Consider the following 20665-nt stretch of genomic DNA (forward strand, 5'->3'; position numbering starts at 1 on the left):
GGTTGACGTTCATCGTCAGGTTCGTGAACCAGACGTTGTCCGTCTCCGTCACCGTCCGTCCGTAGGGGTGTTTGTACACGTCGCCGACCCGAAAGTCCTCGAAGTAGCGGCCCTGCCACCCCTCGACGAGGCGTCGACCGGTATCGGCGTTCGACCCGGAATCGTCGTCTCCCATGACGGCAGACGGTTCGGTCGAACGGCGGAAATAGCTTCGTCCGTGCCGCCGTCGGCCCCGAACGCGCCCGTCACTGGGTCGCGAGCAGTCCCGCCGAGGCGGCGACGGCGACCAACAGCGAGGCGGCGAGGAGCGCGAACGCCGCCTCGAACGACGCCCGCTCCGAGACGACGCCGACGACGGCGGGGGCGACGGCGCCGGCCCCCATCAGCACCGTTCGGACCGCGCCGAGGCCGCCGCCGGCGAGCGAGTCGGGCACCAACTCGACGAGAAAGGAGCCTCTGACCGGGCGGAAGCCGTGCGAGCCGAGTCCGAAGGCGACCACCGACGCGCCGAGAGCCAGCGTCGTCGACCCGACCAGAAGGCCGACGAGTCCGGCGAGTGCCAGCGCCAGCGTCCCGACGATGACTCGGAGCGAGCCGACGCGGTCGCTCAGGTCGCCCGTGAGCAGTTGGACGAAGCTCACGGCGAAGAGGGCGCTGTAGAGCCCGTTCGCGAGCGTCGAGTTCGTCGCCGTCGAGGTAGTCAGATACAGCGGGAGGAAGGCGACGACGCCGTTGTAGGTGAAAGAGAACGCGACGGTGACGAGGACGAACGCCCCGAACCGTCGGTCGGCGCACAGCGCGAGGTAGTCGTCGAACGACGCGCCGTCGTCATCGATACCGCCGTTGCCGCTCGCGTCGTCGTCTCCCCCGTCGGCCGCCTCAGCAGACGACGTCCGGACGAGGAACGCGCCGCCGAGGAGGAGCGCGACGACGCCGCTTGCGAAGAACAGCGTCCTCCACCCGTATCTGCCGGCGACGGCGACGACGGCCGCGGGCGCGACGACCCCTCCGAGGGCGCCGAACGTGTCGAGGACCCCCAGCGCGCGGCCCTTCCGCTCGGGGTAGACCGACGAGAGAAAGCGAACGGCGACGGTCTTGTGGACGCCGGTGCCGAGGCCGACGAGCATCATCCCTCCGACGAGAAGCGGGAACGAGACGGGACGCGAGAGCGCGAAGACGCCGAGGGCGGCGGTGGCGACGCCGCCGGCGATGACGCGCGGCGACCCGACCCTATCCGCGAGGACGCCCGACGGGAACTGCATGACGGCGTAGACGAGCATCATCGCCGTGTACGCCAGCCCGATGGTGCCGTTGGAGACGCCGTAGGTCGCCTGAAACTCGGGAAACAGCGGAGGGAACGCGTAGCGGACGAACTTCGCCAAGAACCAGATGGCCGCGGTCAGCAACAGCGTGTCCAACGCACCGAGGCGGCGTCTCATCGTTCCCCGGTGCGAGCGGGGTTCAGTAAAACTAATCGAAGGCGGTGAGGTGGGAGCGGTCGGTCGCCTCCGGTCCGAGAACGGTCAGTTGGAGGGCGTCTCCGTCGACCCTTCGACCGCAGTCGCGTTCTCCGCCCCGGTTCCGGTCCCGGTTCCCTGCTGGGCCTGCGACTTCGCCCGCTGGAACGTCTTCTGCGGAAGCAGCGCGTTCACCATGCTGAGCGATAGCGAGTCGATGAGGGCGGCCGGCGACCCGGCCACGAGGACGATACCGAACCGCTCGACTGCGCCGACGGCTTTGAGGTTCGAAGTCGAGTCGGCGCGCTGGCGGAAGGACTCAACGGCCTGGGTGAGCAGTTCCCGTTGGGCCGTCTGGTACTGCTGTTGGGCCTCCGACCGGGAGACGTTCCCGGAGGAGAGTTCGGACTGAATCTCCTGTTGGCGTTGCTGGAGCTTCTGTTGGTCGGGCTGGAGGGTGACGGCCACCCGTCGGGACCCCTCGCTGCTCTCGCTGCTCTCGCCCGCTCCGGTGGTCGTCGTCTGCGAGGCGGCGTCGTCTTGGAGTGCGCTACAACCGGCGAGCGAGAGGGCGGTGCCAGTCCCGGCGAGTTCCAGGAACCGGCGGCGGTCTGTCTCGAATTCCATCGGGTACACCTTCGGACAGCGCCGGAAAACGGCGTCGAAATGCGTCCGCGCCGGTCGCCACTGTGTCCAAACAAACGACTACATTTGCGCGTATAGATGTATATATGCGATGCTCAACTCCTTTACTCGAATATACAGGATCAAATGTCTCCGACTAAACTCTCCTTTGATGGATACCTCGCTACTCGCCTCATTCGACCGGCAAACGCGGTTCGGAACGTCCCTCACTCCCCTCCGACAGAGGATTTCCACCGCTCGAACTCGTCGCGAACCTTGGGCGGCATCAAGCGGGCGTTCGTCACACCCCGTCTCGCCCGCGTTCGCTCTCAGCGAATATTCGGGCGCTCGCTCGGTTCGCGTTCGGCCGATTTTACACAACTAGATATGTAACGGATCGGGCGGGGGACGGTGTCTCTGGTCCTCGCCTCCCCACCCATCGAATCGCCCGGAACCGTCTCGACGTCTCCCCATCACTTCGATTCGGAGGCGGACTCCGCCGGCACCCGACCCGGGGCCTTGGTCCAACTCTGTTCGATAACCGCGAACAGTCGACGCCCGATTGTCGGATTCGTTCCGCGAGCGGAGTCGAATTTACGCCGGAACCACCCGATGAAACGCTCGAATTCGTCGAACTGGCTCGTGACCGCAGTTCGCGCTGCGCGCGAAGATACCGTTCGATGTCGGCGAACGACCGGCCGGCTCGAAGGCGGCGAGAATCGAGAGAAACACTCTTTTGCGTGCCGGAAAAAGGGGAGTCCCGTGACTCGAACGACAACCGCCTGGCCGCCGTCGAGAGCGACCCGCGCGACGCGACCGGAGGTCCGAGCGTGACGTACGAACGCGTCTGGACCGTGCGGTTCTCCGACGCCGACCCGTTCGGTATCGCACACTACCCGCGCATCGTCGACGCGGTCCACGAGACGTCCGACATGTTCATGCAGGAAATCGGCTTTCCCTACTGGGAGATAACCGAGGAGCACGGCTACGGACTGCCGCTCGTGGAGATGAACTTCGAGTTCGAGCGTCCCGTGGAGGCCGGCGACGAGGTGACGGTCGAACTGATTCCGGACCTCGGGAACCGCAGCGTCCGGTTCGAGTACGTCGCGCGCGTCGACGGTGAGGTGGCGTTCACGGGCTACGAACAGCGCGTCTGCGCCGGGTCGAACGACGAGGGATCGATGGCACTCCCCGACGACCTCCGTGCGGCGATGACGGAGTACGCGGACGACTCGGACGGCGACGACTGAGCGCCGCCCGGTCGGCCGAACCGGACTACTCTTGGCCGCCCTTCTGGACGTTCGCGTCCTCGTAGCTGACGTCCCGTTCCGTCACGTCGACGGTCATTTCGCCGACGTCCTCGATGGTCGCCTCGATGCTGTCGCCGTCGGAGAGTTCGCTGACCCCCTCGGGCGTCCCCGTCGTGATGATATCCCCCGCCTCCAGCGTCGCGCCGAGCGAGGCGTACTGGACGACGTCCGCGCAGGTGTACACCATATCGCCCGTGTTCTCGTACTGGCGTCGCTCGCCGTTGAGTTGGAGTTCCATCTGCAGGTCCTGGGGGTCGTCGATATCGTCGGCCGTCGTGACGCACGGGCCGACGACGGTGAACGTGTCGTAGGACTTGCGGTTCGAGCGGTCCTGGTCGCCACGCAGCGAGATGTCCAAGAGGATGGTGTACCCGAAGATATGGTCCCAGGCGTCCTCGGCGTCGACGTCCTTCGCCTCCTCTTCCATCACGAACGCGAGTTCGATCTCGTGGTCGGTCCGGCGGTCCGAGAACGGCAGTTCGATGCCGTGGTCCGGCCCGACGACGCTGGAGGGCGCCTTCAGGAAGTAGCCCTTGTCCTTGATGGAGAACCACTCGTCGGTGGTGATGTCGCGGTCCGACAACGCCTCCTCGATGTGGTTCTCGTAGTTCAGCGGCGCGGCGATGACCTTCCCCGGTCGGTCGACGGGCGACAGCAGGTCCACGTCCTCGACGGCGTGGTCGGCCTCCTCGTCGGCGTACTGTTCGGCGTCGTAGTCCCCCTCCATGTAGTCGAGGAGCGGTTCGCGGCCGTCGAGGCCGAGGCGGTCGCCGAGGTCGATGACGCCGGTGCCGTCGTCGGTGAGCAGACCCAACTGTCCGTCGTCGTATCTAACGAAGCGCATGGGCAGACCTGCGGTCGATATCCTAATAAAAGATGGTGGTCTCCGCGGACGGTCGCGGACGAAACGCTCCGAGACGGCCGCGCGGATTCGGTGCGGGTTCGCTGCGGTGCCGAAGGAGATTTTATTACGGTCGGCGCACTGCATCGGGTATGGTACTCGATAGCGACTTGGAGTCGACGGTGGCGTCGGCCGACGACGTGCCCGAGGCGTCGGCCGTCCACGACATCGGTTCGGAGATTCCCATCGAAGACGTGTTCGACGAGGCGTTCATGGCCGAGTACACCGAGTTCGACAGTTTCGAGGAGATGGTCGCGGCTAGCCCCTCGAAGGCCTCCTCGCCCGCGGAACTCGACCAGGTACCGACCGGCGCGTGGGACGAGTTCATCGCCGAGACGACGGCGTTCGCGGACGACGAGGAGATGGTCCTCGCCGCCCGCGACCACTGGGTGGCGAAGAAACTGGACCTGTAGTCGGCCGACCGAAATCGCGTTCGCGAACGCGGCGCTCTCTTTCGACGAACGGATACAAAAACGAACAGTGGGAAACGAATCGACCGCTGGGTTGCCGATTCAGTAGTTGCCGGTGGTGACGATGGGCGGGGCGCCGTGCGGACCGTACGGCGCGTCGTCGAGGTACTCGCCGGCCGGTTCGAAGTAGTCGGCTATCGCCGCGGCGGCCTCCTTGCGGAGGACCGTCTCGGGGTCTTCCCCCTGCAGGTACTCGAGCGCCTGCCCCGCCGCCTCTAAGTTGTACTTCGCCGCCTTCTCGCGGCGGGCGCCGTACAGTTCGACCTCGTCGCGCGCGACGCCGTCGGTCCGGGAGCGCAGGGCGACGGCGACGGCCGAGGCGGCCTCGTCGGCGTCCGCGATGCCCGAGTTCATCCCCCGCGCGCCGAACGGCGCGAGGAGGTGCGCGGCCTCGCCGGCCAGCAGGACGCGGCGGTGTTCGTCGACGAAGGTGTCCGCCATCACCTGCAGGAACTTGTAGGTGGAGACCCAGGTGATGTTGTCGACGTAGCGTTCGCCCATCACCGTGCGCACGAACTCGCGCATCTGGCCGTCGCTGCTCAGTTCTTCGGCGTCATCGTCGCCGAGACACTGGATGTCGAGGCGCCACCCACCCGAGAACGGTACGAGGAGGACGTTCCGCCCGCCGACCGAGGGGTCGTCGTAGTGGAACAGTCGTTCCAAGGGGCGGGGGTCCTCTTCTATCTCGTCGACGTCGGCGACGATGAAGGAGTTCTCCGACTGGTCGCCCTCGAAGTTCGCGCCGATCTCCGAGCGAACGGTCGACCCGCCGCCGTCGGCGCCGACGAGGTAGGGAGTCTCCCACTCGCGGCCGTCGGCCGTCTCGACGCGGACGCCCTCGGCGGTCGATTCGACCGTCTCGACCCCGGCGTCCCAGTGGATGTCGATGCCGGCCTCGTCGAGGGCCTCGTGCATGTACTCCTCCGTGCGCACCTGCGGGACGCTGGTGAAGTGCGGTATCTCCCCGTGACCGCCGGGCGAGTCGTACGTTCGCGAGAACACCTCCTTACCGCGCCAGCAGGTGCGCCGCGTCGGCCACACTACCCCCTCCTCGACGAGGTCCGCGCCGAGTCCGGGGCTCACCCGTTCGAGCGTCCGGAGCGTCGAGCCGTGCACGTAGATGGCGCGACTCCCCGAGCGGTCGCGGTCCTCCGACTCGGCTTCGAGGATGGTGGCGTCGACTCCTCGCGCGTGCAGTGCTAGCGCGGTGGTCATCCCGACCGGCCCCGCACCGGCTATCAGTACGGAATCGTCCGTCGTTTCGCCGCTCATAACGGAAATTGGGAGACAAACTAACATAATCGTTGTGGTCACGATACCGTCTCTCGCTCCGACCGGTCGCGAGGACTCAGTCGGTGTCGCCGCGATGTTACAGTCGTATGGGTGTGATGTTTAGATGTTCATCCTACGAACCCGGTTCGGCCCCCGTTTTCGAACGAATCGGCAAATATATTACAAAACACGGAGAAAATATCTATTTCATAGACGATGGTTCTCTCAGAGGACCCTCTATCGACAGTTGTAATCTATAACGGTCGTGGAGAGGGCCCGCTACGCTAAGCCGACGGGTTTATTATTAACGGTCGTTACGGGTGGAATATGTTCGGCAGCACTGCGTGGGAGAATGACGAGCACACGCCAGGGGAGGACGCCGACCCCGCCCAGAAGTCGATCGACGACGTGGGGTTGATAACCCAAAAACGGGGTCCGCTGTTGAAATTCCTCCTCGCGTTCGTCACCGGGTCGTTTTTCTTCCTCTTTCCGGTCCAGTGGAACGGGCAGACGACGATTCCCCTCGACGTGCTCGTCGGGCTCATACAGGGGGCGTTCCCGACGCTTCTGGAGTACTTCACGTTCGGGCTCATCGCCGCGGGCGCGGTGTTGACGACGCTCTCGATGGCGAACCACCACGGCTATCTGGACGGGAACGGAGGCCTCGTCGCTCGCACTGACCTCGACTACTGGCGCACCTCGAACCTGTTCTGGTTCTTCCGCGTCGCGGGCGTCGTCCTCGCGGTTCCCATCCTTCTCGGCGTCGGCCCGGAGTGGCTGTTCAACGGGGACACCTCCGGTATCGTCTGGGGCGGACTCCTCCTGACCGTCGCGCTCGTCATCCCCATCGGCGCCGTCTTCGTCAACCTCCTCGCCGAACTCGGCGGCCTCCAGTTCGTCGGGACGCTGGCGCAACCCGTGATGAAGCCGGCGTTCGACCTCCCCGGTCGCTCGGCGCTCGACGGCGCCGCCTCGTGGCTCGGGTCGTTCAGTATCGGCTACTACCTCACGCGGAACGTGTTCGACCGCGGCGGTTACGACAAGCGCGAGGTGTTCGTCATCTGCACCTGCTTCGCCACCGGAAACCTCGGCACCGTCGGCGCCATCGCCGCCGTCCTCGAAATCCTCCACGTCTTCCCCGTCGTCGTCTTCCTCTATCTCATCGCCGTCGTCGCCGTCGCCGTCGTCCTCGTCCGGGTGCCGCCGCTGTCGTCGGTGCCGGACGAGTACGTCGCCGAACCCGACCCGGAACCGGAGTTCAGCGGAACGGTCCTCGACTACGTCCGATTCGCGTTCAACGAGGCCATCAGGACCGCCGAGGAGGGCGTCTCGATTCCGCGCGCCTCGTTCGAGGGACTGGTCGACGGGCTGAAGCTGAACGGCATGATTCTCGGGACCATCCTCTCCATCGCGATGGTGGCAATGGTGCTCAACGTCTACACGCCGGTGTTCGAGATTCTGGGGACGCCGCTGGTCCCCGTCCTCTCGGCGCTCGGCATCCCCGACGCGCAGATGGCGGCCACCTCGATCATCCTCGGCGGCGCGGAGATGTTCATCGGCGCGACGTTCGCCGTCGGTGCGGACTTCATCACGCGCGTGTTCGTCGTCATCGTGGTGAGTTCGCAGGCCATCTTCTTCGCCGCCTCGGCGCCGATGATGGTCGACATGTTCGACGACATCCCTATCCGGTTTCGCGACCTGTTCGTGCTGTTCGTGATGCGGACGCTCCTCCTCATCCCGATTACGGCGGCGCTCATCCACGGCGCGGTGTCCCTCGGTCTGCTGTGAGCGGCCGACCCGCGACGCCGCACGTCCCGTCGCACCTGCCCGCCTCCCGTCATCTCAGTCGGGCGAGCAGAACAGCACCGGTCGGTCGGACCGGAGCGACACCTGCTGTGCGACGCTCCCGAACAGCGCCTTCCCGGCCGGGGACTTCCGCCGGCCGGCGAGGCTGAGCAGGTCCGCGTCGAACGCCTCGGCGGCGTCGAGAATCTCCCGGACGGCGTCGCCGTTCGACTGTTCGACCGCCACCTCGAATCCCGCCGCTTCGAGCGCCTCGACCGCTCGAGCGACGGATTTGAGTTTCCCCGCGTCAGCTCCCTCCCCGTCGGCGCGGAAGACGTGGTAGACGACGACGCGGACCCGGTCGGGGTCGAGCGGCAGCGTCGTCAGCGATTCGACTTGGTCCGCGACCCGTTCGACGTCGGTGTCGGCGCAGAGCAGTATCGTCGTCATGACTCGGATGCGTTCGGACGCGACGGCTCCGACCGGCATAGTCGTTGGCCCCGACTCCCGCGGGGCGGCACCGCGTGAGACAATACTTATGGCCGGTGCAGCGGAACCAGCACACGATATGGTCGTGGTTCGCACGCACGGCGGTGGAGTCGAGCCCGGAACGACGGCGGTCGGCGGCCGGTGCCGAAATAGCGGCGGTGCCGACAGCGAGGTGTTCCGACGCCGATGACGACGAATCCGAACGCGACGCCCGACGAGGCGGCCGACGCCAGAGCCGACACCGTCGATGGGCGGGAGGACCCGCGGGCGACGTACGAGTTCACCTCCGAGGAGGTGGCCCGACCGGAACTGGTCGACGACATCGAGGGGCGCGTCGACGGCGACGTGCGCTTCGACACGTACACGCGGCAGATGTACGCGACGGACGCAAGCGCCTACGAGATGACGCCCGTCGGCGTCGTCTTCCCCACCTCGACCGACGACGTGGCGGCCGTGACGGCGTACTGCGCCGAGCGGGAGATTCCGGTTCTCCCGCGCGGCGGCGGGACGAGTCTCGCGGGGCAGGCGGTCAACGAGGCCGTCGTCCTCGACTTCACGCGCTACATGGACGGCGTCGTCGACGTCGACGCCGACGAACGCCGCGCCCGCGTCGAGGCCGGGACGGTGCTCGGCGACCTGAACGCCGAACTGGAACCGCACGGACTGAAGTTCGCCCCCGACCCGGCGGCGGGCGACCGGAGCGCGATAGGCGGCGCCATCGGCAACAACTCCACGGGCGCGCACTCGCTGGTCTACGGCAAGACCGACGCCTACGTCGAGGAGTGCGAAGTCGTCCTGGCCGACGGCTCCGTCGAGACGTTCGGCGAGGTGTCCGTCGAGGACCTCCGCGCCTCGGCCGACCCCGAGGGGTCGCTCCTCGAACGCGTGCACGCCGAAGTCGTCCGGGTTCTGGACGAGGAGGCCGACGAGGTCCGCGAGCGCTTCCCGGACCTGAAGCGCAACGTCTCGGGTTACAACCTCGACGTGCTGGTCGAGGAGGCCGAGTCCGGGACGGTCAACCTCGCCCGTCTGCTCGCGGGCAGCGAGGGGACGCTGGCGACGGTCACCGAGGCAGAGGTGTCGCTCGAACCCGTCCCGGAGACGAAGGCCGTCTCGCTGCTGTTCTACGAGAGCGTCCTCGACGCCGTCACCGACGTCCAGCACGTCCTCGAACACGACCCCGCGGCGGTCGAACTCGTCGACGACGTCCTCCTCGGACTCGCCCGCGACCGGGCGGAGTTCGAGGAGGCGGCGTCGCTCGTCCCCGACGGGGCCGAGGCCGGACTGCTCGTGGAGTTCTACGCCGAGGACGGCGAGGAGGGGCGGGAACTGACCGCCGGCCTCCTCGCGGACCGGGCGCCGGGCGCCGAGACGGAGGTTCCCGCGCCCGATGCGGACGAGCGACCCGCGACCGACGAGACGTTCGCCTTCGCCGGACTGGAGGCTCACGACGAGGGCGACCGGAAGATGTTCTGGACGCTCCGGAAGGCGGGGCTCCCGATTCTGCTCTCGCGCACCTCCGACGAGAAGCACATCAGCTTCATCGAGGACTGCGCCATCCCGCCCGAACACCTCCCCGAGTTCGTCGAGCGCTTCCAGTCGCTGCTCTCCGAACTGGGTCGCGACGTGGACGCGGCGTTCTACGCGCACGCCGGGCCGGGCGTCCTCCACGTCCGCCCCCTCGTGAACACGAAGGGGGGGCGCGACAGAGAGGACATGGAGGCCATCGCCGACGCGGTGACCGACATGGTCGTCGAGTTCGGCGGGTCGGTGTCGGGTGAACACGGCGACGGGCGGGCGCGGACGCAGTGGAACCGGAAGCTGTACGGCGAGAACCTCTGGGAGACGTTCCGGGACCTCAAGACGGCGTTCGACCCCGACTGGCTCCTGAACCCGGGGAACGTCTGCGGCGACCACGACATGCTGGAGCACCTCCGGTACGACGACGAGTACGACTACGACCTCGGGTTCGAGCCGTCGCTGAACTGGGAGAACGAGAACGGCATGCAGGGGATGGTCGAACTCTGTCACGGCTGCGGCGGCTGCCGCGGCTCTCAGGAGACGACGGGCGGAGTGATGTGTCCCACCTACCGCGCCGCCGACGAGGAGATAACGTCAACGCGCGGGCGCGCGAACCTGCTCCGGCAGGCCGTCAGCGGCGACCTGCCGGACGACCCGACCGACGACGAGTTCGCCGAGGAGGTGCTCGACCTCTGTATCGGCTGTAAGGGCTGCAAGAACGACTGCCCCAGCGGCGTCGACGTGGCGAAACTGAAGACCGAGGTGATGCACGAGCGACATCAGAAACACGGCGCGAGCCTCCGCGACAGGCTGTTCGCCGAGTTCGACACGCTGGCGTCGGTCGGGAGCGCACTCGCTCCCGTCTCGAACCTCGCGCAGTCGCTGCCCGGTGCGGACCGACTCGGGGAGGAACTGGTCGGCATCGCCCGCGAACGGGACCTCCCGGAGTTCCGGCGGGAGACGCTGACCGCGTGGTTCGAGGAGCGCGGCGGCCCGTTCGACTCCCGAGAACGCGCGGCTGAGGCGCGGACGGCGCGCGGCGGGGGCGGCGTCGGCTCCGACGACGAGCGAAAGGCCGTCCTCTTCGCGGACACGTACACGAACTACGCGCACCCCGAGGTGGGGAAGGCGGCGGTCCGCGTCCTCGAAGCCGCGGGCGTCGCCGTCGACGTGGCGGACAGGACCGACAGCGGCCGGCCGGCGCTGTCGAAGGGATTCGTCGACCGCGCCCGAGACCGGGTGGAGGCCAACGCGGCGGCGCTTGCACCCTACGTCCGCGAGGGCTGGGACGTGGTCCTCGCCGAACCCTCCGACGCGGTGATGTTCCAGTCGGACGCGCTCGACCTGAGTTCGGAGGCGGCCGTCGAGACGGTGGCGGCGAACGCCTACGGCCTCTGTGAGTACCTCGATACGTTCCGTCTCGTCGACGATGTCGAGTGGGCAGCGCCGGCGGAGTCGGTCGCCTACCACGGCCACTGCCACCAGAAGGCCGAGAAGAAGGACCACCACGCCGTCGGCGCCCTTCGACGGGCGGGATACGAGGTGGACCCCCTCGACTCGGGATGCTGCGGGATGGCGGGCACGTTCGGCTACGAGGCCGAGCACTACTCGCTGAGTCGCTCCATCGCGGACATCCTCGTCGAGCAAATCGAGGAGAGCGACGCCCGCGTCGTCACGGCGCCGGGGACGTCCTGTCGGACGCAGTTGGGCGACAGCCGAGTCGACCCCGTCCCCGCCGACAGTTCGCTCGCCGGTACCGATGGGGACCGCGAGGGACCGCCGACGCCGGCGGAACTGCTGGCGCAGGCGCTCCCCGACCGGTTCGACTGACGGCGGACAGACGCCGTCGTCGCCGCCACCGCTGCCGAGGCTTTTTGTGACGAGTCGGTGAACGGGGGAGCATGACCGACGACGACTCGCTCGACGTCTCCCCGCGCGACATCGCGATTCTCAAGGCGCGGGTGGACTACCCGACGGTGTCGACCCGCGAACTCAGCCGGATACTCGAAATCGAGTACGGCATCTCGCTGTCGCACAACCGCGTCAACGAGATTCTCCGCGCGATGGCCGACGAGGAGGTGTTCCGCGAAATCGTCCTCCCGAACCGCGAACTGTTCCGCCACTACCTGTTCCGCATCGCGTTCAACTTCCCCGAGTTCGACGAGCACTGGCGCGACTGCTACGAGGCGTTGGTCGAAGATCCGCACGTCCTCATGTTCTTCACCGCCGACAGCAACTACCACTGGCACGTCGTCATCCAGTTTCGGAGTGACGACCGGATGGAGCGGTGGGTTCACGAGTTCTTCAAGACCCACGGCGACCTGATCGGCGAGTTCCACAACACGATGCTCCACAGCGTCCACAAATTTCGAACCGAAGCGGCCATCTTCGACGACATCCTCGCGGAGACCGAGGAGGGGCGGCGGTACCTTGAACACGGCGAGTGACGGCACCGGCGAGAGCGTCGAGAGACAGGAGCGTTTATTGGGAACGACCGGGTACGTCTCCGCATGAGCCTGTCCGATTTCTTCGAACCGGAGGGTATCGCCGTCGTCGGCGCGTCGGCGACGCCCGGTAAACTCGGGAACGACGCGATGTCCAACGTTGAGGCGGCCGACACGGAGGTGTACCCCGTGAACCCGTCGAGTTCCGGCACCGTCTACGGCTACGAGTTCGTCGACTCCGTCGCCGAGGCGGACGCCGACGTGGCCCTCCTCTGCGTCCCGCGACACCTACAACCGGAGGTGCTCGAAGAGTGCGGCGAGGCGGGTATCGGCGCCGCCGTCATCTTCGCCGGCGGGTTCGCCGAGATGGGCGGCGAGGGGCGCGAACTGCAGGACGCCGTCGCGGACGTCGCCGCCGAGTACGACATCACGGTGCTCGGACCGAACACGGCGGGGTACGCCCTTCCCCACCGGAACCTGTACGGGTCGTTCGTCCCACGAATCCGCGACGTGGGCGCCGGTAACGTCGGTATCGTCGCGCAGAGCGCCGGCGTCGCCATCACGGCGTCGTTTCACCTCACGCGAGAGGGCTACGGCATCTCGGCGATGTTCGGCCTCGGTAACCGCGTGAACACCGAGTTCTCCGACGTGATTCCGGAACTCGACGCCGACCCGAAGACCGATTCGATAGTCCTGCACGTGGAGGGAACCGACGACGCCGAGGAACTGTTCGAGGCCTGTCGAGAGGCCGACACGCCCGTCGCGGCGTTCAAAGTCGGCGAGAACGAGGTGTCGGAGTTCGTGCGGGCGCACACCGCGGCGCCCGCCCAGAAGAACGAACTCTACGAGGAGGCGTTCGACCGCGCCGGCGTCGTGTCCGTCGACTCGACGACGGCACTCGTCGACGCCGGGCGGGCGCTGGCCGACTCGCCGACGCCGGACGGCCCGAACGTCGGCCTCGTGACGGCGCAGGCGGGGCCGGGAATCATCGTCGCCGACCACCTCGACGGCGTCGGCGCGAACTTCCCGGAGTTGACGGCCGAGACGCGGGAGCGACTGGACGAGGTGCTCCCCGGCATCACCTACGAGGAGAACCCGGTGGACACCGGCCGTCCGATGCCGGAGTTCGGACGGGTCGTCGACATCGTCGCCCGCGACGACAACGTCGACATCGTCTCGGTGTACGAGATATACGAGGACTCGCTGGGATACCCCGTCGAGGAACTGGCGACGCTCGCCGAGGAGGTGGACAAACCCGTCCTGTTCACCGTGGCCGGTCCCGCCCACGCCTTCGAGGACGAACGGCGACAGATGGAGGCGGCGGGTATCCCGACGTTCGACACGCCCGAACGCGGCGCGCAAGCGGTCGCCGCGCTCATCGAGTCGATTCCGGACGAGGAGTAGGCTTTAGTCGTCGGCGCGAGACCCGTCACCATGCGACACGAGTTCGCGGGCGCCGCGCCCGTAATCGAAGACAGCGCGTTCGTCTCGGAGATGGCGTACCTCGTCGGCGACGTCGATATCGACGCGAAGGCGAGCGTCTGGCCGTTCGTCTGCATGCGGGGCGACGAGGGGCCCGTCGAGGTCGGACGCGAAACGAACGTGCAGGAGTTCACGATGCTCCACGGGGCGACGCTGGGCGATGAGGTGACCGTCGGTCACGGCGCCGTCGTCGACTTCGCCGAGGTGGCCGACCACTCGCTGGTCGGCATGGGTAGTTCGGTGATGGGCGGCGCCGTCGTGGAGTCGAACGCCATCGTCGCCGCCAACGCCGTCGTCCGGCAGGACCAGCGGATTCCCGAGGGCCACATGGCCTACGGCGTCCCCGCCGAAACGCGCCCGTTGACGGACGAACAGATCGAACAGATCGGAGAGACGCACCGCCACTACGCCGAACTCGGTCAGCGGTTCCGGCGAGACGACGTGGAGGGAGCCGGTTCGACTCGGTAGCGACCGCTCGGAAGCGAATCCGAAACGAGCGTTCCTGCTTACGGATACGACGCTATCGAACTCGAATCTCCCAAACCGACCCTGGTAGCGTTCGATAAGCCGATATATTTGAAGATGATGTAACTCTGCCTCGAGACAGAACCACATCACCGAGTTATAGATCTATACATTCCGATGTGGATTTTACGGGTCGATACAGTCGAAGTACATTCGCCTCGTGCGAAAACGTTCCAACCTATATAAAATCAGTTTGGTGTATCTGAGAGCCGCTCGTGCAAATGAAGTCTTACTTTAGCTAACACGGGTGTCGAACTCTCTCAGGCCAGGAAACCGGAAGTCGACCGTTCGATGTTCTCAGTCATCGATTGCCATGTCGACGGCCACCCTGACGGCGTCGATGAGGCTGCGCTCGGAGGCGATACCTTGTCCGGCGATGTCGAAGGCGGTGCCGTGGTCGACGCTCGTTCGCACGATGGGGAGGCCGATGGTAACGTTGACGCCGGAGACGGCGTCGCCGCCGGCGAACCCGAGCATTTTGATGGGGATGTGCCCCTGGTCGTGGTACATGGAGACGACGCAGTCGAACTCGCCGCGGGCGGCGCGGACGTAGACGGTGTCCGGCGATTCGGGACCCACCGCGTCGATGTCCTCCTCGCGGGCGCGTTCGACCGCCGGTCGAATCTCCGCGTCGTCCTCGTCGCCGAGCAGTCCGCCGTCGCTGGCGTGCGGGTTCAACCCCGCGACCCCGACCGACGGCGAGTCGACGCCGAGGTCACGAAGCGCCTCGTCCGTGAGGCGAATCGTCTCCAGGACGCTCTCGGTGGTCACCAGGTCGCAGGCCTCCCGAAGCGGGACGTGCGTGCTCACGTGCGTCACCCGGAGATCGTCCTCGACGAGCATCATCGAGTAGTTCTCCGTGTCGGTGTAATCGGCGAGCATCCCGGTGTGACCGGCGTAGTCGCTGCCCGCGAGTTTGGTCGACTGCTTGTTGATGGGCGCGGTCGTGATGGCGTCTATCTCCCCCGCCACCGCGAGTTCGATGGCCCGTTCGACGTACTTCAGGCTCGCGGCGCCGTACGCCTCTCGGACCTCGCCGCGAACGAGTTCGTCGATCAGACCGAGGTCCAAAACGGGAATCCGACCGCGGTCGAACGTCGCGTCCGCGACGGACTCGACGGCTTCGACCGCGAGGTCCGCGTCGCAGACGTCGACCGCGGCCGCGATGACGTCCGCGTCGCCGATGACGAGGGGTCGAGCGATCTCGCACAGTTCCGGATACGCCTTGACGATCACCTCGGGCCCGACGCCGCCGGGGTCGCCCATCGTGATACCGATCAGGGGCTCGTGACTACGCATCGTCCCCTGAGAACACGGCCAGACAATTAACGATTGCCTCTTCGGAGCCGAACCCGCCGGCCTTCGTGACCAACGGTACCCCGGCGGTTCTCCCGTCGACGAACGTCCCGACGGGGATGCCCGCTTCGACTTCCTCGCCGGTCAGCCGAACGGTCGTCGCGTCGAGACCCCGAATCACCGCCACCGCGATATCGCCGCCGGTCAGAAGCAGTCCCGAGGGAACCTCCTCGTCGAGAACGGCCGTCGCGGCGGACGCGAGACCGTTCGCCACCCGGTCGCGGACCGCCGCGGACGGGAGGCCCGCCTCCCGTCCGGCGGCGTGCGTGCGCTCGACGGCTTCGTCGTCGGTCGCCGCGGTCAGGACCGCGGGACGACCCTCGCGCAACCGACGGAGGGCCCGTTCGACGGCGGCGTCCGGTTCCTCGCCCGCGACCAGGGCCGGTCCGTCGACGGGGACGACCGCCTCCTCGGGTACGTGTTCGAGTTGCGCGAGCGTCGTCGCGCTGACGCTCCCGACGACGCCGAACGCCGCTCCGGTCGAACACGGGGGCGGCGACCGGGACCGTGCTCCGGGATCCGCACCGCGGACCCGAACGTGTTCGGCGAGACCGCCGCTCCCGACGTACAGCGCGTCGAAGTCGTCCGCCGCCGCCGCGATGTTCGCCAAGTGCTCGTCCTCGACGGCGTCGCAGACGACGACCGGCGCCCGGTCGTATCGCTCGACCGCGGCCGCGATTCCGCCGTCCCCCGAACCGAGCGCCGCGTGCGACACTATCTCGACCGGTCGGTCGACCGACGCGAACAGGTCGCGTATCGACGAGGAGGCGGGTCCCTTCTCGTCGTCGCCGTACTCGGTCTCCGCGACCGGCGTCCCGTCGACGTAGTGGACGCCGTCCTCCGTCGTCCGGCCGATGGAGGGGAACGCGGGCGCGACGAGCGCCAACTCCGACCCCGCCGCGTCGAGTGCGGCGTCCACCTCCGCGGCGAAGTTGCCGCGCAGCGTCGAGTCAACCTTCTTGTAGACGGTCCGCGCCGAAGCGGCCCCGACCGCGTCCGAGACGGTGTTCGCCGCGTCGTCCTCATCGTCGTAGCGGGTGTCGGTGTTGACGCCGAGCACCGTTGTCTCTTCCTCTACCGCGTCCATCTCGGCCTCTGGGTCGGCGACGACGGCCGTCTCGTAGCCGCGGGCCGCGAACCCCTGCGACGTGTCCATCGCGCCGGTGAGGTCGTCGGCGACGACTATCACGGAGTGCATGGTCGTTCACTCACCGCTCTCGGGCATAAACGTTTGTGACGATCCGGTCGGAACGACCGACCGACGGATCGCTCAGACCGTTTAGCGACACTAAACGACAGTTGACCGGCTCCCGGTTGGGAATTACAGAGTTAGGGGTGTAACGTACAGTCGGTCGCCGCCCGTTCGTTCGAGCGTCTCGTCCGTCGAAGGGCCGGGACCCGTTCACACCGCCTCGGAACCGCCGAATCGTCGGTGAGATGCACGGGTACGGTCGGAGGATTCTGCGTTTGGTGATACTAAACGCGACGGCTCACTCGACGCCGGACCGATCGATGCTCTCGGTCAGGTTGATGTTGGCCTCTATCACGCTGGTCGTGTTCGTCACCTTCTCCGGGAGAGCGTCGCGGAATCGTTCTTCCCGCATGCGGCTGACCGGCCCGGAGACGCTCACGGCACCGAGAACGCGCCCGGTTCCGTCGCGCACCGGCGCACCGACGGCGCGGATGCCTTCGACTTCCTCCTGGTCGTTGAGCGAGTATCCGCGTTCCCGTGTCGCCTCGAGCTCGTCGAACAGGGCGGCGCGGTCGGTGATGGTGTTGTCGGTCAGTTCGGCGAGGCCGTACTCGTCGACGATACGCTCCACCCTGGACCGCGGGAGAAAGGCGAGGATGGCCTTGCCCGTGGCCGTGTAGTGAAGGTAGTCGGGACGCTGAAGCTTGACGGCGTGGAACCGCTCCCCGACCGCATCTTCGCCGAGGAGTTTACAGAGCTTCATGCTCAGACCGTGTTGTTCGGTCGAGAGGTGGACGATTTCGCCCGTCTCCTCGACCAGTTCTCTGATCTCGGGTTCGCCGACCTGATAGAGTATATCCTCGTTCCGCACGTACTCGCCGAAGATGAGAAACCGAAGGCTCAATTCGTATCGCCCCTCCTCTTTGACGACGAATCGGTGCTGTTCGAGCGTGCTCACGTGGTTGTGGGCGGTTCCCTTCGTGAGGTCGAGGTGGTCGGCGAGTTCCGTTACCGTCGCACCGTCCAGCCGTTTGAGCGCCTCTACGATCCGAACGGTCGTCTCCACCGCCTTGACCGGATTGTTCGCTTTCTCCATGATGTGCGCGTTAGCGGCCTCCGAGAGATAAACCTGTTTACTATAACTAAACGACTAAGCTCTCACCGACTGTGAGCCCCGTCGACCGTCGGCGTCCCGTCGCCGACCCCCCCGAGAAGGGCGTCGGTCAATCCCGGTAGGTATGTTCGACGATTTCTACCCCGGCGGAGTCGAGTCCGTCTCGGACCGCGGAGGGAACGGCTCCGTCTGTGACGAGCAGGTCGACCGACGAGTGGGAGGCGAACTGAAACGCGTGGCTATCGCCGAACTTCGAGTGGTCGGCGACCAGTACGACGCGCTCCGCGTTGTCGATCAGCGCGCGCTTGGTCTGACTCTGCTCCATCGCCCGGGCCGTGAGTCCCGCTTCGTCGACGCCGTCGGTTCCGAGAAACAGCAAGTCCGCGTTCATCTGTTGGACGCGCTCGTCCGCCCACGGCCCCACGCACGAGTGGCTCTCCGTCCGGTACGTCCCGCCGGTGAGATACACCTCGTGTCCGACTTCGGCCAGTTCGTGCGCGACGGAGGGCATCCGAGTGATCGGCGTCATCGACGCCTCCACCGGGACTCGCTTCGCGATTTCGATTAGCGTCGAACCGCTGTCGAAGGAGACGACCTGCTTTTCGCGCACCTCTTCGACCGCCCGTTCGGCGATGGACCGCTTTTGGTCGACGTTGTACACCTTCCGCGTCTCGTACGGTTTTCCGTGACTCACGGGCGGCGTCGCGCCCCCGTGCGTCCGCTCGACGAGGCTCCGCTCTTCGAGGTCGCCGAGGTCCCGTCGAATCGTCGCGCCGGAGACGCCGAGTTCGTCGGCTAACTCGTCCACCGAACAGCCGTTTCGATCGTTGATCAGGTCGAGGATCTTCTGTCGTCGTCGTTTCGGGAGCATGCGAGAGGGTCGGACTCGCCGGAGATATATCTTTGCGACCCGAGTACGACCGCCGTTCGCTTCCCCGCCCGTGCACGTTTCCACGCAGAATCAGTGCGAATTAAACCCACTTCTGCAGAGATCCGCCCCGCTCGCGTTCGTTACAACAGTACGCGTGTAACTGCCGCGGCGTTCGAGGGTTCAGACTAGAGCGGACGGGAGCGTGCGCCCCGTCGGTGCGACCTCGCTTCCGATTCCGACCGGAATTTCTATTTTTCTCGCCCCTTGATTTTGCCTGATACTGGTAGAATATATCGTGACGCGAGCAAAACTGAACCGACGGGTGTTATCGAGCGGAGACCGGATCGGAAGGCACGAAGAGGACGCACCCCCGCTCGACCATCGTCGACCCGAATCTTCCCCGTCCACCGCCCGAGCAGAAACGTGAGGGACGGCGCGAAGGCGACGACCGCTCGTCGCCGGTACGGATTACGTGAGGGGGACGACGGAGGAGAGGAGGAGAATCAGCAGCAGGCCCGTGACCGACATGATGGTCGCGCTCGCGGAGTAAGTCTTGAACGTCTCGGTCTGCGTCAGCCCGCCGACCTCCGAGACGATCCAGAAGCCGCTGTCGTTGAACCAGGGGGCGATCATGCCGCCGGCACCGATGGCCAGCATCAGGTAGACCGCGCTAACGGAGAGATCGCCCGTGAGCGGTGCCATGATTTCCGCACCCGTCAGCAGCGCGACGGTGGCGGAACCCTGAGCGACGCGCATTAGGGCGGCGATGAGCCATCCCGCGACGAGCAGCGAGAAGCCGAGACCGGTGACGATACCCGCGACGTACTCGCCGACGCCGGTCGTGTTGAGCATCGCGCCGAACGCGCCGCCGGCGGCGGTGATCGCGATAATGTTCCCGCCGCTCTTGATCGCACCCGTCAACTCCTCGTTGAGCACGTCGAGGTCCTGAACTTCCAGACGGTAGTAGGTGTACGTCGAGAACATCGCGGCGGCCGTCAGCGCGAGCGTCGCGTCGCCCACGAACGCCGTGGCGGTACGAATCGTCGTCCCCTCCGCGTACAGCGCGGCCGCGATGGTGTTCGACCCGATGAGGACGAGCGGAAGGACGATGGGAGTCAGCGATTCGACGAGTCCCGGACCCGTCCCCGAGGCGGCCATCTCCTCGTCGATCTCCTCGGACGACACTCCCATCGACTCGCGGAGCGGGAACTCCTCGCGGTTGTTCAGCGCTTTCCCGTAGACGATTCCGCCGAGCAGCGACGTCGGGAGCGCGACCGCTCCGCCGACGAGGATGGCGAGTCCCAGATTCACGTTCAGGGAGTTCGCGACGGCGAGCGGACCGGGGGTCGGCGGCACCAGCGTGTGCGTCGCGAGGGCGCCCGCGCAGAGCGCCGTCATGTAGAGGGAGAACTTCACGCCGGTCCGTTGCTTCATCGCTCGACCGAGCGGGGCGAGCAGGTAGAACACGTTGTCGAAGAACACCGGGACCGAGAGCAGATAGCTGCTCGAGAGGATGGCGTACTCCGACCGTTCCTGTCCGGTGACCGACAGCGCGGCGCGGACGATGCGAGCCGCCGCCCCGCTCTCCATGAGCGTTTTGCCGATTATCGCGGCCATCAGGATGGGGATACCGACGCCGATGAGCGTCTCTCCGAACGCCTGTGCCACCTGAGCCGGAACCTCGTTTATCGGAACGCCCGCCGAAATGACGGCGACGCCCAACGCGGCGATGATCAATCCCACGAACGGCGGGAGGTTCAGATACACGAGTAAGAACACGACCAGCAGTACCCCTATCGCCAGCGGGATGAGCGGATTCGACAATACCATGTCTCGAATCGGCCGACGAACT

Annotated in this window: 17 protein-coding genes and 1 pseudogene; 7 read left to right on the top strand and 11 right to left on the bottom strand. The window is 66.5% G+C overall.

Features of this window, described 5'->3' with window-relative positions:
* The 3 genes and pseudogenes from C474_RS23415 to C474_RS08220 all read right to left on the bottom strand — a co-directional run.
* Window positions 1-175, bottom strand: a pseudogene (locus tag C474_RS23415) (MaoC family dehydratase); the annotation flags it as partial.
* A 70-nt stretch (window positions 176-245) separates the two neighbouring features.
* Complete coding sequence (locus C474_RS08215; RefSeq protein ID WP_008385764.1) at window positions 246-1439, bottom strand: MFS transporter; 1194 nt, start codon at window positions 1437-1439, stop codon at window positions 246-248.
* An 84-nt stretch (window positions 1440-1523) separates the two neighbouring features.
* The gene (locus C474_RS08220) at window positions 1524-2084 is read right to left on the bottom strand and encodes a hypothetical protein (RefSeq protein ID WP_008385766.1); all 561 of its coding nucleotides are present in this window, start codon (window positions 2082-2084) and stop codon (window positions 1524-1526) included.
* A 737-nt stretch (window positions 2085-2821) separates the two neighbouring features.
* Between C474_RS08220 and C474_RS08225 the strand changes: the two genes are divergently transcribed.
* Window positions 2822-3331, top strand: coding sequence for an acyl-CoA thioesterase (locus C474_RS08225; protein ID WP_008385768.1), 510 nt, complete (start codon window positions 2822-2824; stop codon window positions 3329-3331).
* Between the two features lie 25 nt (window positions 3332-3356).
* Here C474_RS08225 and C474_RS08230 read toward each other — a convergent pair whose 3' ends face one another.
* On the bottom strand, window positions 3357-4235 hold the full coding sequence (locus tag C474_RS08230) for a fumarylacetoacetate hydrolase family protein (RefSeq protein WP_008385770.1): 879 nt from the start codon (window positions 4233-4235) through the stop codon (window positions 3357-3359).
* A 149-nt stretch (window positions 4236-4384) separates the two neighbouring features.
* On the opposite strand from C474_RS08230, the gene C474_RS08235 reads away from it, so the two are divergent.
* Entirely contained in the window at window positions 4385-4705 is a 321-nt protein-coding gene (locus C474_RS08235; protein WP_008385772.1) for a hypothetical protein, read from the top strand.
* A gap of 99 nt (window positions 4706-4804) precedes the next feature.
* Here C474_RS08235 and C474_RS08240 read toward each other — a convergent pair whose 3' ends face one another.
* Window positions 4805-6034, bottom strand: a complete 1230-nt coding sequence (locus tag C474_RS08240) for an FAD-dependent monooxygenase (RefSeq protein ID WP_008385773.1) — start codon at window positions 6032-6034, stop codon at window positions 4805-4807.
* A gap of 327 nt (window positions 6035-6361) precedes the next feature.
* Between C474_RS08240 and C474_RS08245 the strand changes: the two genes are divergently transcribed.
* The gene (locus C474_RS08245; RefSeq protein WP_008385775.1) at window positions 6362-7822 is read left to right on the top strand and encodes a YjiH family protein; all 1461 of its coding nucleotides are present in this window, start codon (window positions 6362-6364) and stop codon (window positions 7820-7822) included.
* A 54-nt stretch (window positions 7823-7876) separates the two neighbouring features.
* Here C474_RS08245 and C474_RS08250 read toward each other — a convergent pair whose 3' ends face one another.
* On the bottom strand, window positions 7877-8269 hold the full coding sequence (locus C474_RS08250) for a universal stress protein (protein WP_049916879.1): 393 nt from the start codon (window positions 8267-8269) through the stop codon (window positions 7877-7879).
* Window positions 8270-8494: 225 nt separating this feature from the next.
* On the opposite strand from C474_RS08250, the gene C474_RS08255 reads away from it, so the two are divergent.
* The 4 genes from C474_RS08255 to C474_RS08270 all read left to right on the top strand — a co-directional run bounded on the left by C474_RS08255 (window position 8495) and on the right by C474_RS08270 (window position 14223).
* Window positions 8495-11659: an FAD-binding and (Fe-S)-binding domain-containing protein gene (locus C474_RS08255; protein ID WP_008385778.1), complete on the top strand. Its 3165-nt coding sequence runs from the start codon at window positions 8495-8497 to the stop codon at window positions 11657-11659.
* Between the two features lie 71 nt (window positions 11660-11730).
* The gene (locus C474_RS08260; protein WP_008385781.1) at window positions 11731-12276 is read left to right on the top strand and encodes a hypothetical protein; all 546 of its coding nucleotides are present in this window, start codon (window positions 11731-11733) and stop codon (window positions 12274-12276) included.
* Between the two features lie 63 nt (window positions 12277-12339).
* Window positions 12340-13677, top strand: coding sequence for a CoA-binding protein (locus tag C474_RS08265; protein ID WP_008385783.1), 1338 nt, complete (start codon window positions 12340-12342; stop codon window positions 13675-13677).
* 30 nt (window positions 13678-13707) lie between these two features.
* Window positions 13708-14223 (top strand): gamma carbonic anhydrase family protein, encoded by a 516-nt coding sequence (locus C474_RS08270; protein ID WP_008385785.1) that lies wholly within the window; start codon window positions 13708-13710, stop codon window positions 14221-14223.
* Window positions 14224-14577: 354 nt separating this feature from the next.
* On the opposite strand, the gene pdxA is transcribed toward C474_RS08270, so the two are convergent.
* From pdxA to C474_RS08295, 5 genes are all read right to left on the bottom strand, one after another.
* Window positions 14578-15579: a 4-hydroxythreonine-4-phosphate dehydrogenase PdxA gene (pdxA, locus tag C474_RS08275; protein ID WP_049916845.1), complete on the bottom strand. Its 1002-nt coding sequence runs from the start codon at window positions 15577-15579 to the stop codon at window positions 14578-14580.
* Window positions 15572-16834, bottom strand: coding sequence for a four-carbon acid sugar kinase family protein (locus tag C474_RS08280; protein WP_049916846.1), 1263 nt, complete (start codon window positions 16832-16834; stop codon window positions 15572-15574). Before C474_RS08280 ends, pdxA begins: the two co-directional genes overlap by 8 nt.
* 292 nt (window positions 16835-17126) lie before the next feature.
* Complete coding sequence (locus tag C474_RS08285) at window positions 17127-17924, bottom strand: IclR family transcriptional regulator (RefSeq protein ID WP_008385790.1); 798 nt, start codon at window positions 17922-17924, stop codon at window positions 17127-17129.
* Between the two features lie 127 nt (window positions 17925-18051).
* On the bottom strand, window positions 18052-18813 hold the full coding sequence (gene glpR, locus C474_RS08290; protein WP_008385791.1) for an HTH-type transcriptional regulator GlpR: 762 nt from the start codon (window positions 18811-18813) through the stop codon (window positions 18052-18054).
* Window positions 18814-19281: 468 nt separating this feature from the next.
* Window positions 19282-20643: a GntP family permease gene (locus C474_RS08295; protein WP_008385793.1), complete on the bottom strand. Its 1362-nt coding sequence runs from the start codon at window positions 20641-20643 to the stop codon at window positions 19282-19284.
* Window positions 20644-20665: the final 22 nt, after the last annotated feature.

It is taken from the genome of Halogeometricum pallidum JCM 14848 (assembly GCF_000337095.1).
GTDB classification, from domain to species: domain Archaea; phylum Halobacteriota; class Halobacteria; order Halobacteriales; family Haloferacaceae; genus Halogeometricum; species Halogeometricum pallidum.

Bases quoted from the DNA above. Each gene is read 5' to 3' on its own strand.
- C474_RS08255 (WP_008385778.1), top strand. From the start codon at position 8,495: ATGACGACGAATCCGAACGCGACGCCCGACGAGGCGGCCGACGCCAGA.
- C474_RS08295 (WP_008385793.1), bottom strand. From the start codon at position 20,643: ATGGTATTGTCGAATCCGCTCATCCCGCTGGCGATAGGGGTACTGCTG.
- pdxA (WP_049916845.1), bottom strand. From the start codon at position 15,579: ATGCGTAGTCACGAGCCCCTGATCGGTATCACGATGGGCGACCCCGGC.
- C474_RS08280 (WP_049916846.1), bottom strand. From the start codon at position 16,834: ATGCACTCCGTGATAGTCGTCGCCGACGACCTCACCGGCGCGATGGAC.
- glpR (WP_008385791.1), bottom strand. From the start codon at position 18,813: ATGCTCCCGAAACGACGACGACAGAAGATCCTCGACCTGATCAACGAT.
- C474_RS08240 (WP_008385773.1), bottom strand. From the start codon at position 6,034: ATGAGCGGCGAAACGACGGACGATTCCGTACTGATAGCCGGTGCGGGG.
- C474_RS08215 (WP_008385764.1), bottom strand. From the start codon at position 1,439: ATGAGACGCCGCCTCGGTGCGTTGGACACGCTGTTGCTGACCGCGGCC.
- C474_RS08235 (WP_008385772.1), top strand. From the start codon at position 4,385: ATGGTACTCGATAGCGACTTGGAGTCGACGGTGGCGTCGGCCGACGAC.
- C474_RS08220 (WP_008385766.1), bottom strand. From the start codon at position 2,084: ATGGAATTCGAGACAGACCGCCGCCGGTTCCTGGAACTCGCCGGGACT.
- C474_RS08285 (WP_008385790.1), bottom strand. From the start codon at position 17,924: ATGGAGAAAGCGAACAATCCGGTCAAGGCGGTGGAGACGACCGTTCGG.
- C474_RS08260 (WP_008385781.1), top strand. From the start codon at position 11,731: ATGACCGACGACGACTCGCTCGACGTCTCCCCGCGCGACATCGCGATT.
- C474_RS08250 (WP_049916879.1), bottom strand. From the start codon at position 8,269: ATGACGACGATACTGCTCTGCGCCGACACCGACGTCGAACGGGTCGCG.
- C474_RS08245 (WP_008385775.1), top strand. From the start codon at position 6,362: ATGTTCGGCAGCACTGCGTGGGAGAATGACGAGCACACGCCAGGGGAG.
- C474_RS08230 (WP_008385770.1), bottom strand. From the start codon at position 4,235: ATGCGCTTCGTTAGATACGACGACGGACAGTTGGGTCTGCTCACCGAC.
- C474_RS08265 (WP_008385783.1), top strand. From the start codon at position 12,340: ATGAGCCTGTCCGATTTCTTCGAACCGGAGGGTATCGCCGTCGTCGGC.
- C474_RS08270 (WP_008385785.1), top strand. From the start codon at position 13,708: ATGCGACACGAGTTCGCGGGCGCCGCGCCCGTAATCGAAGACAGCGCG.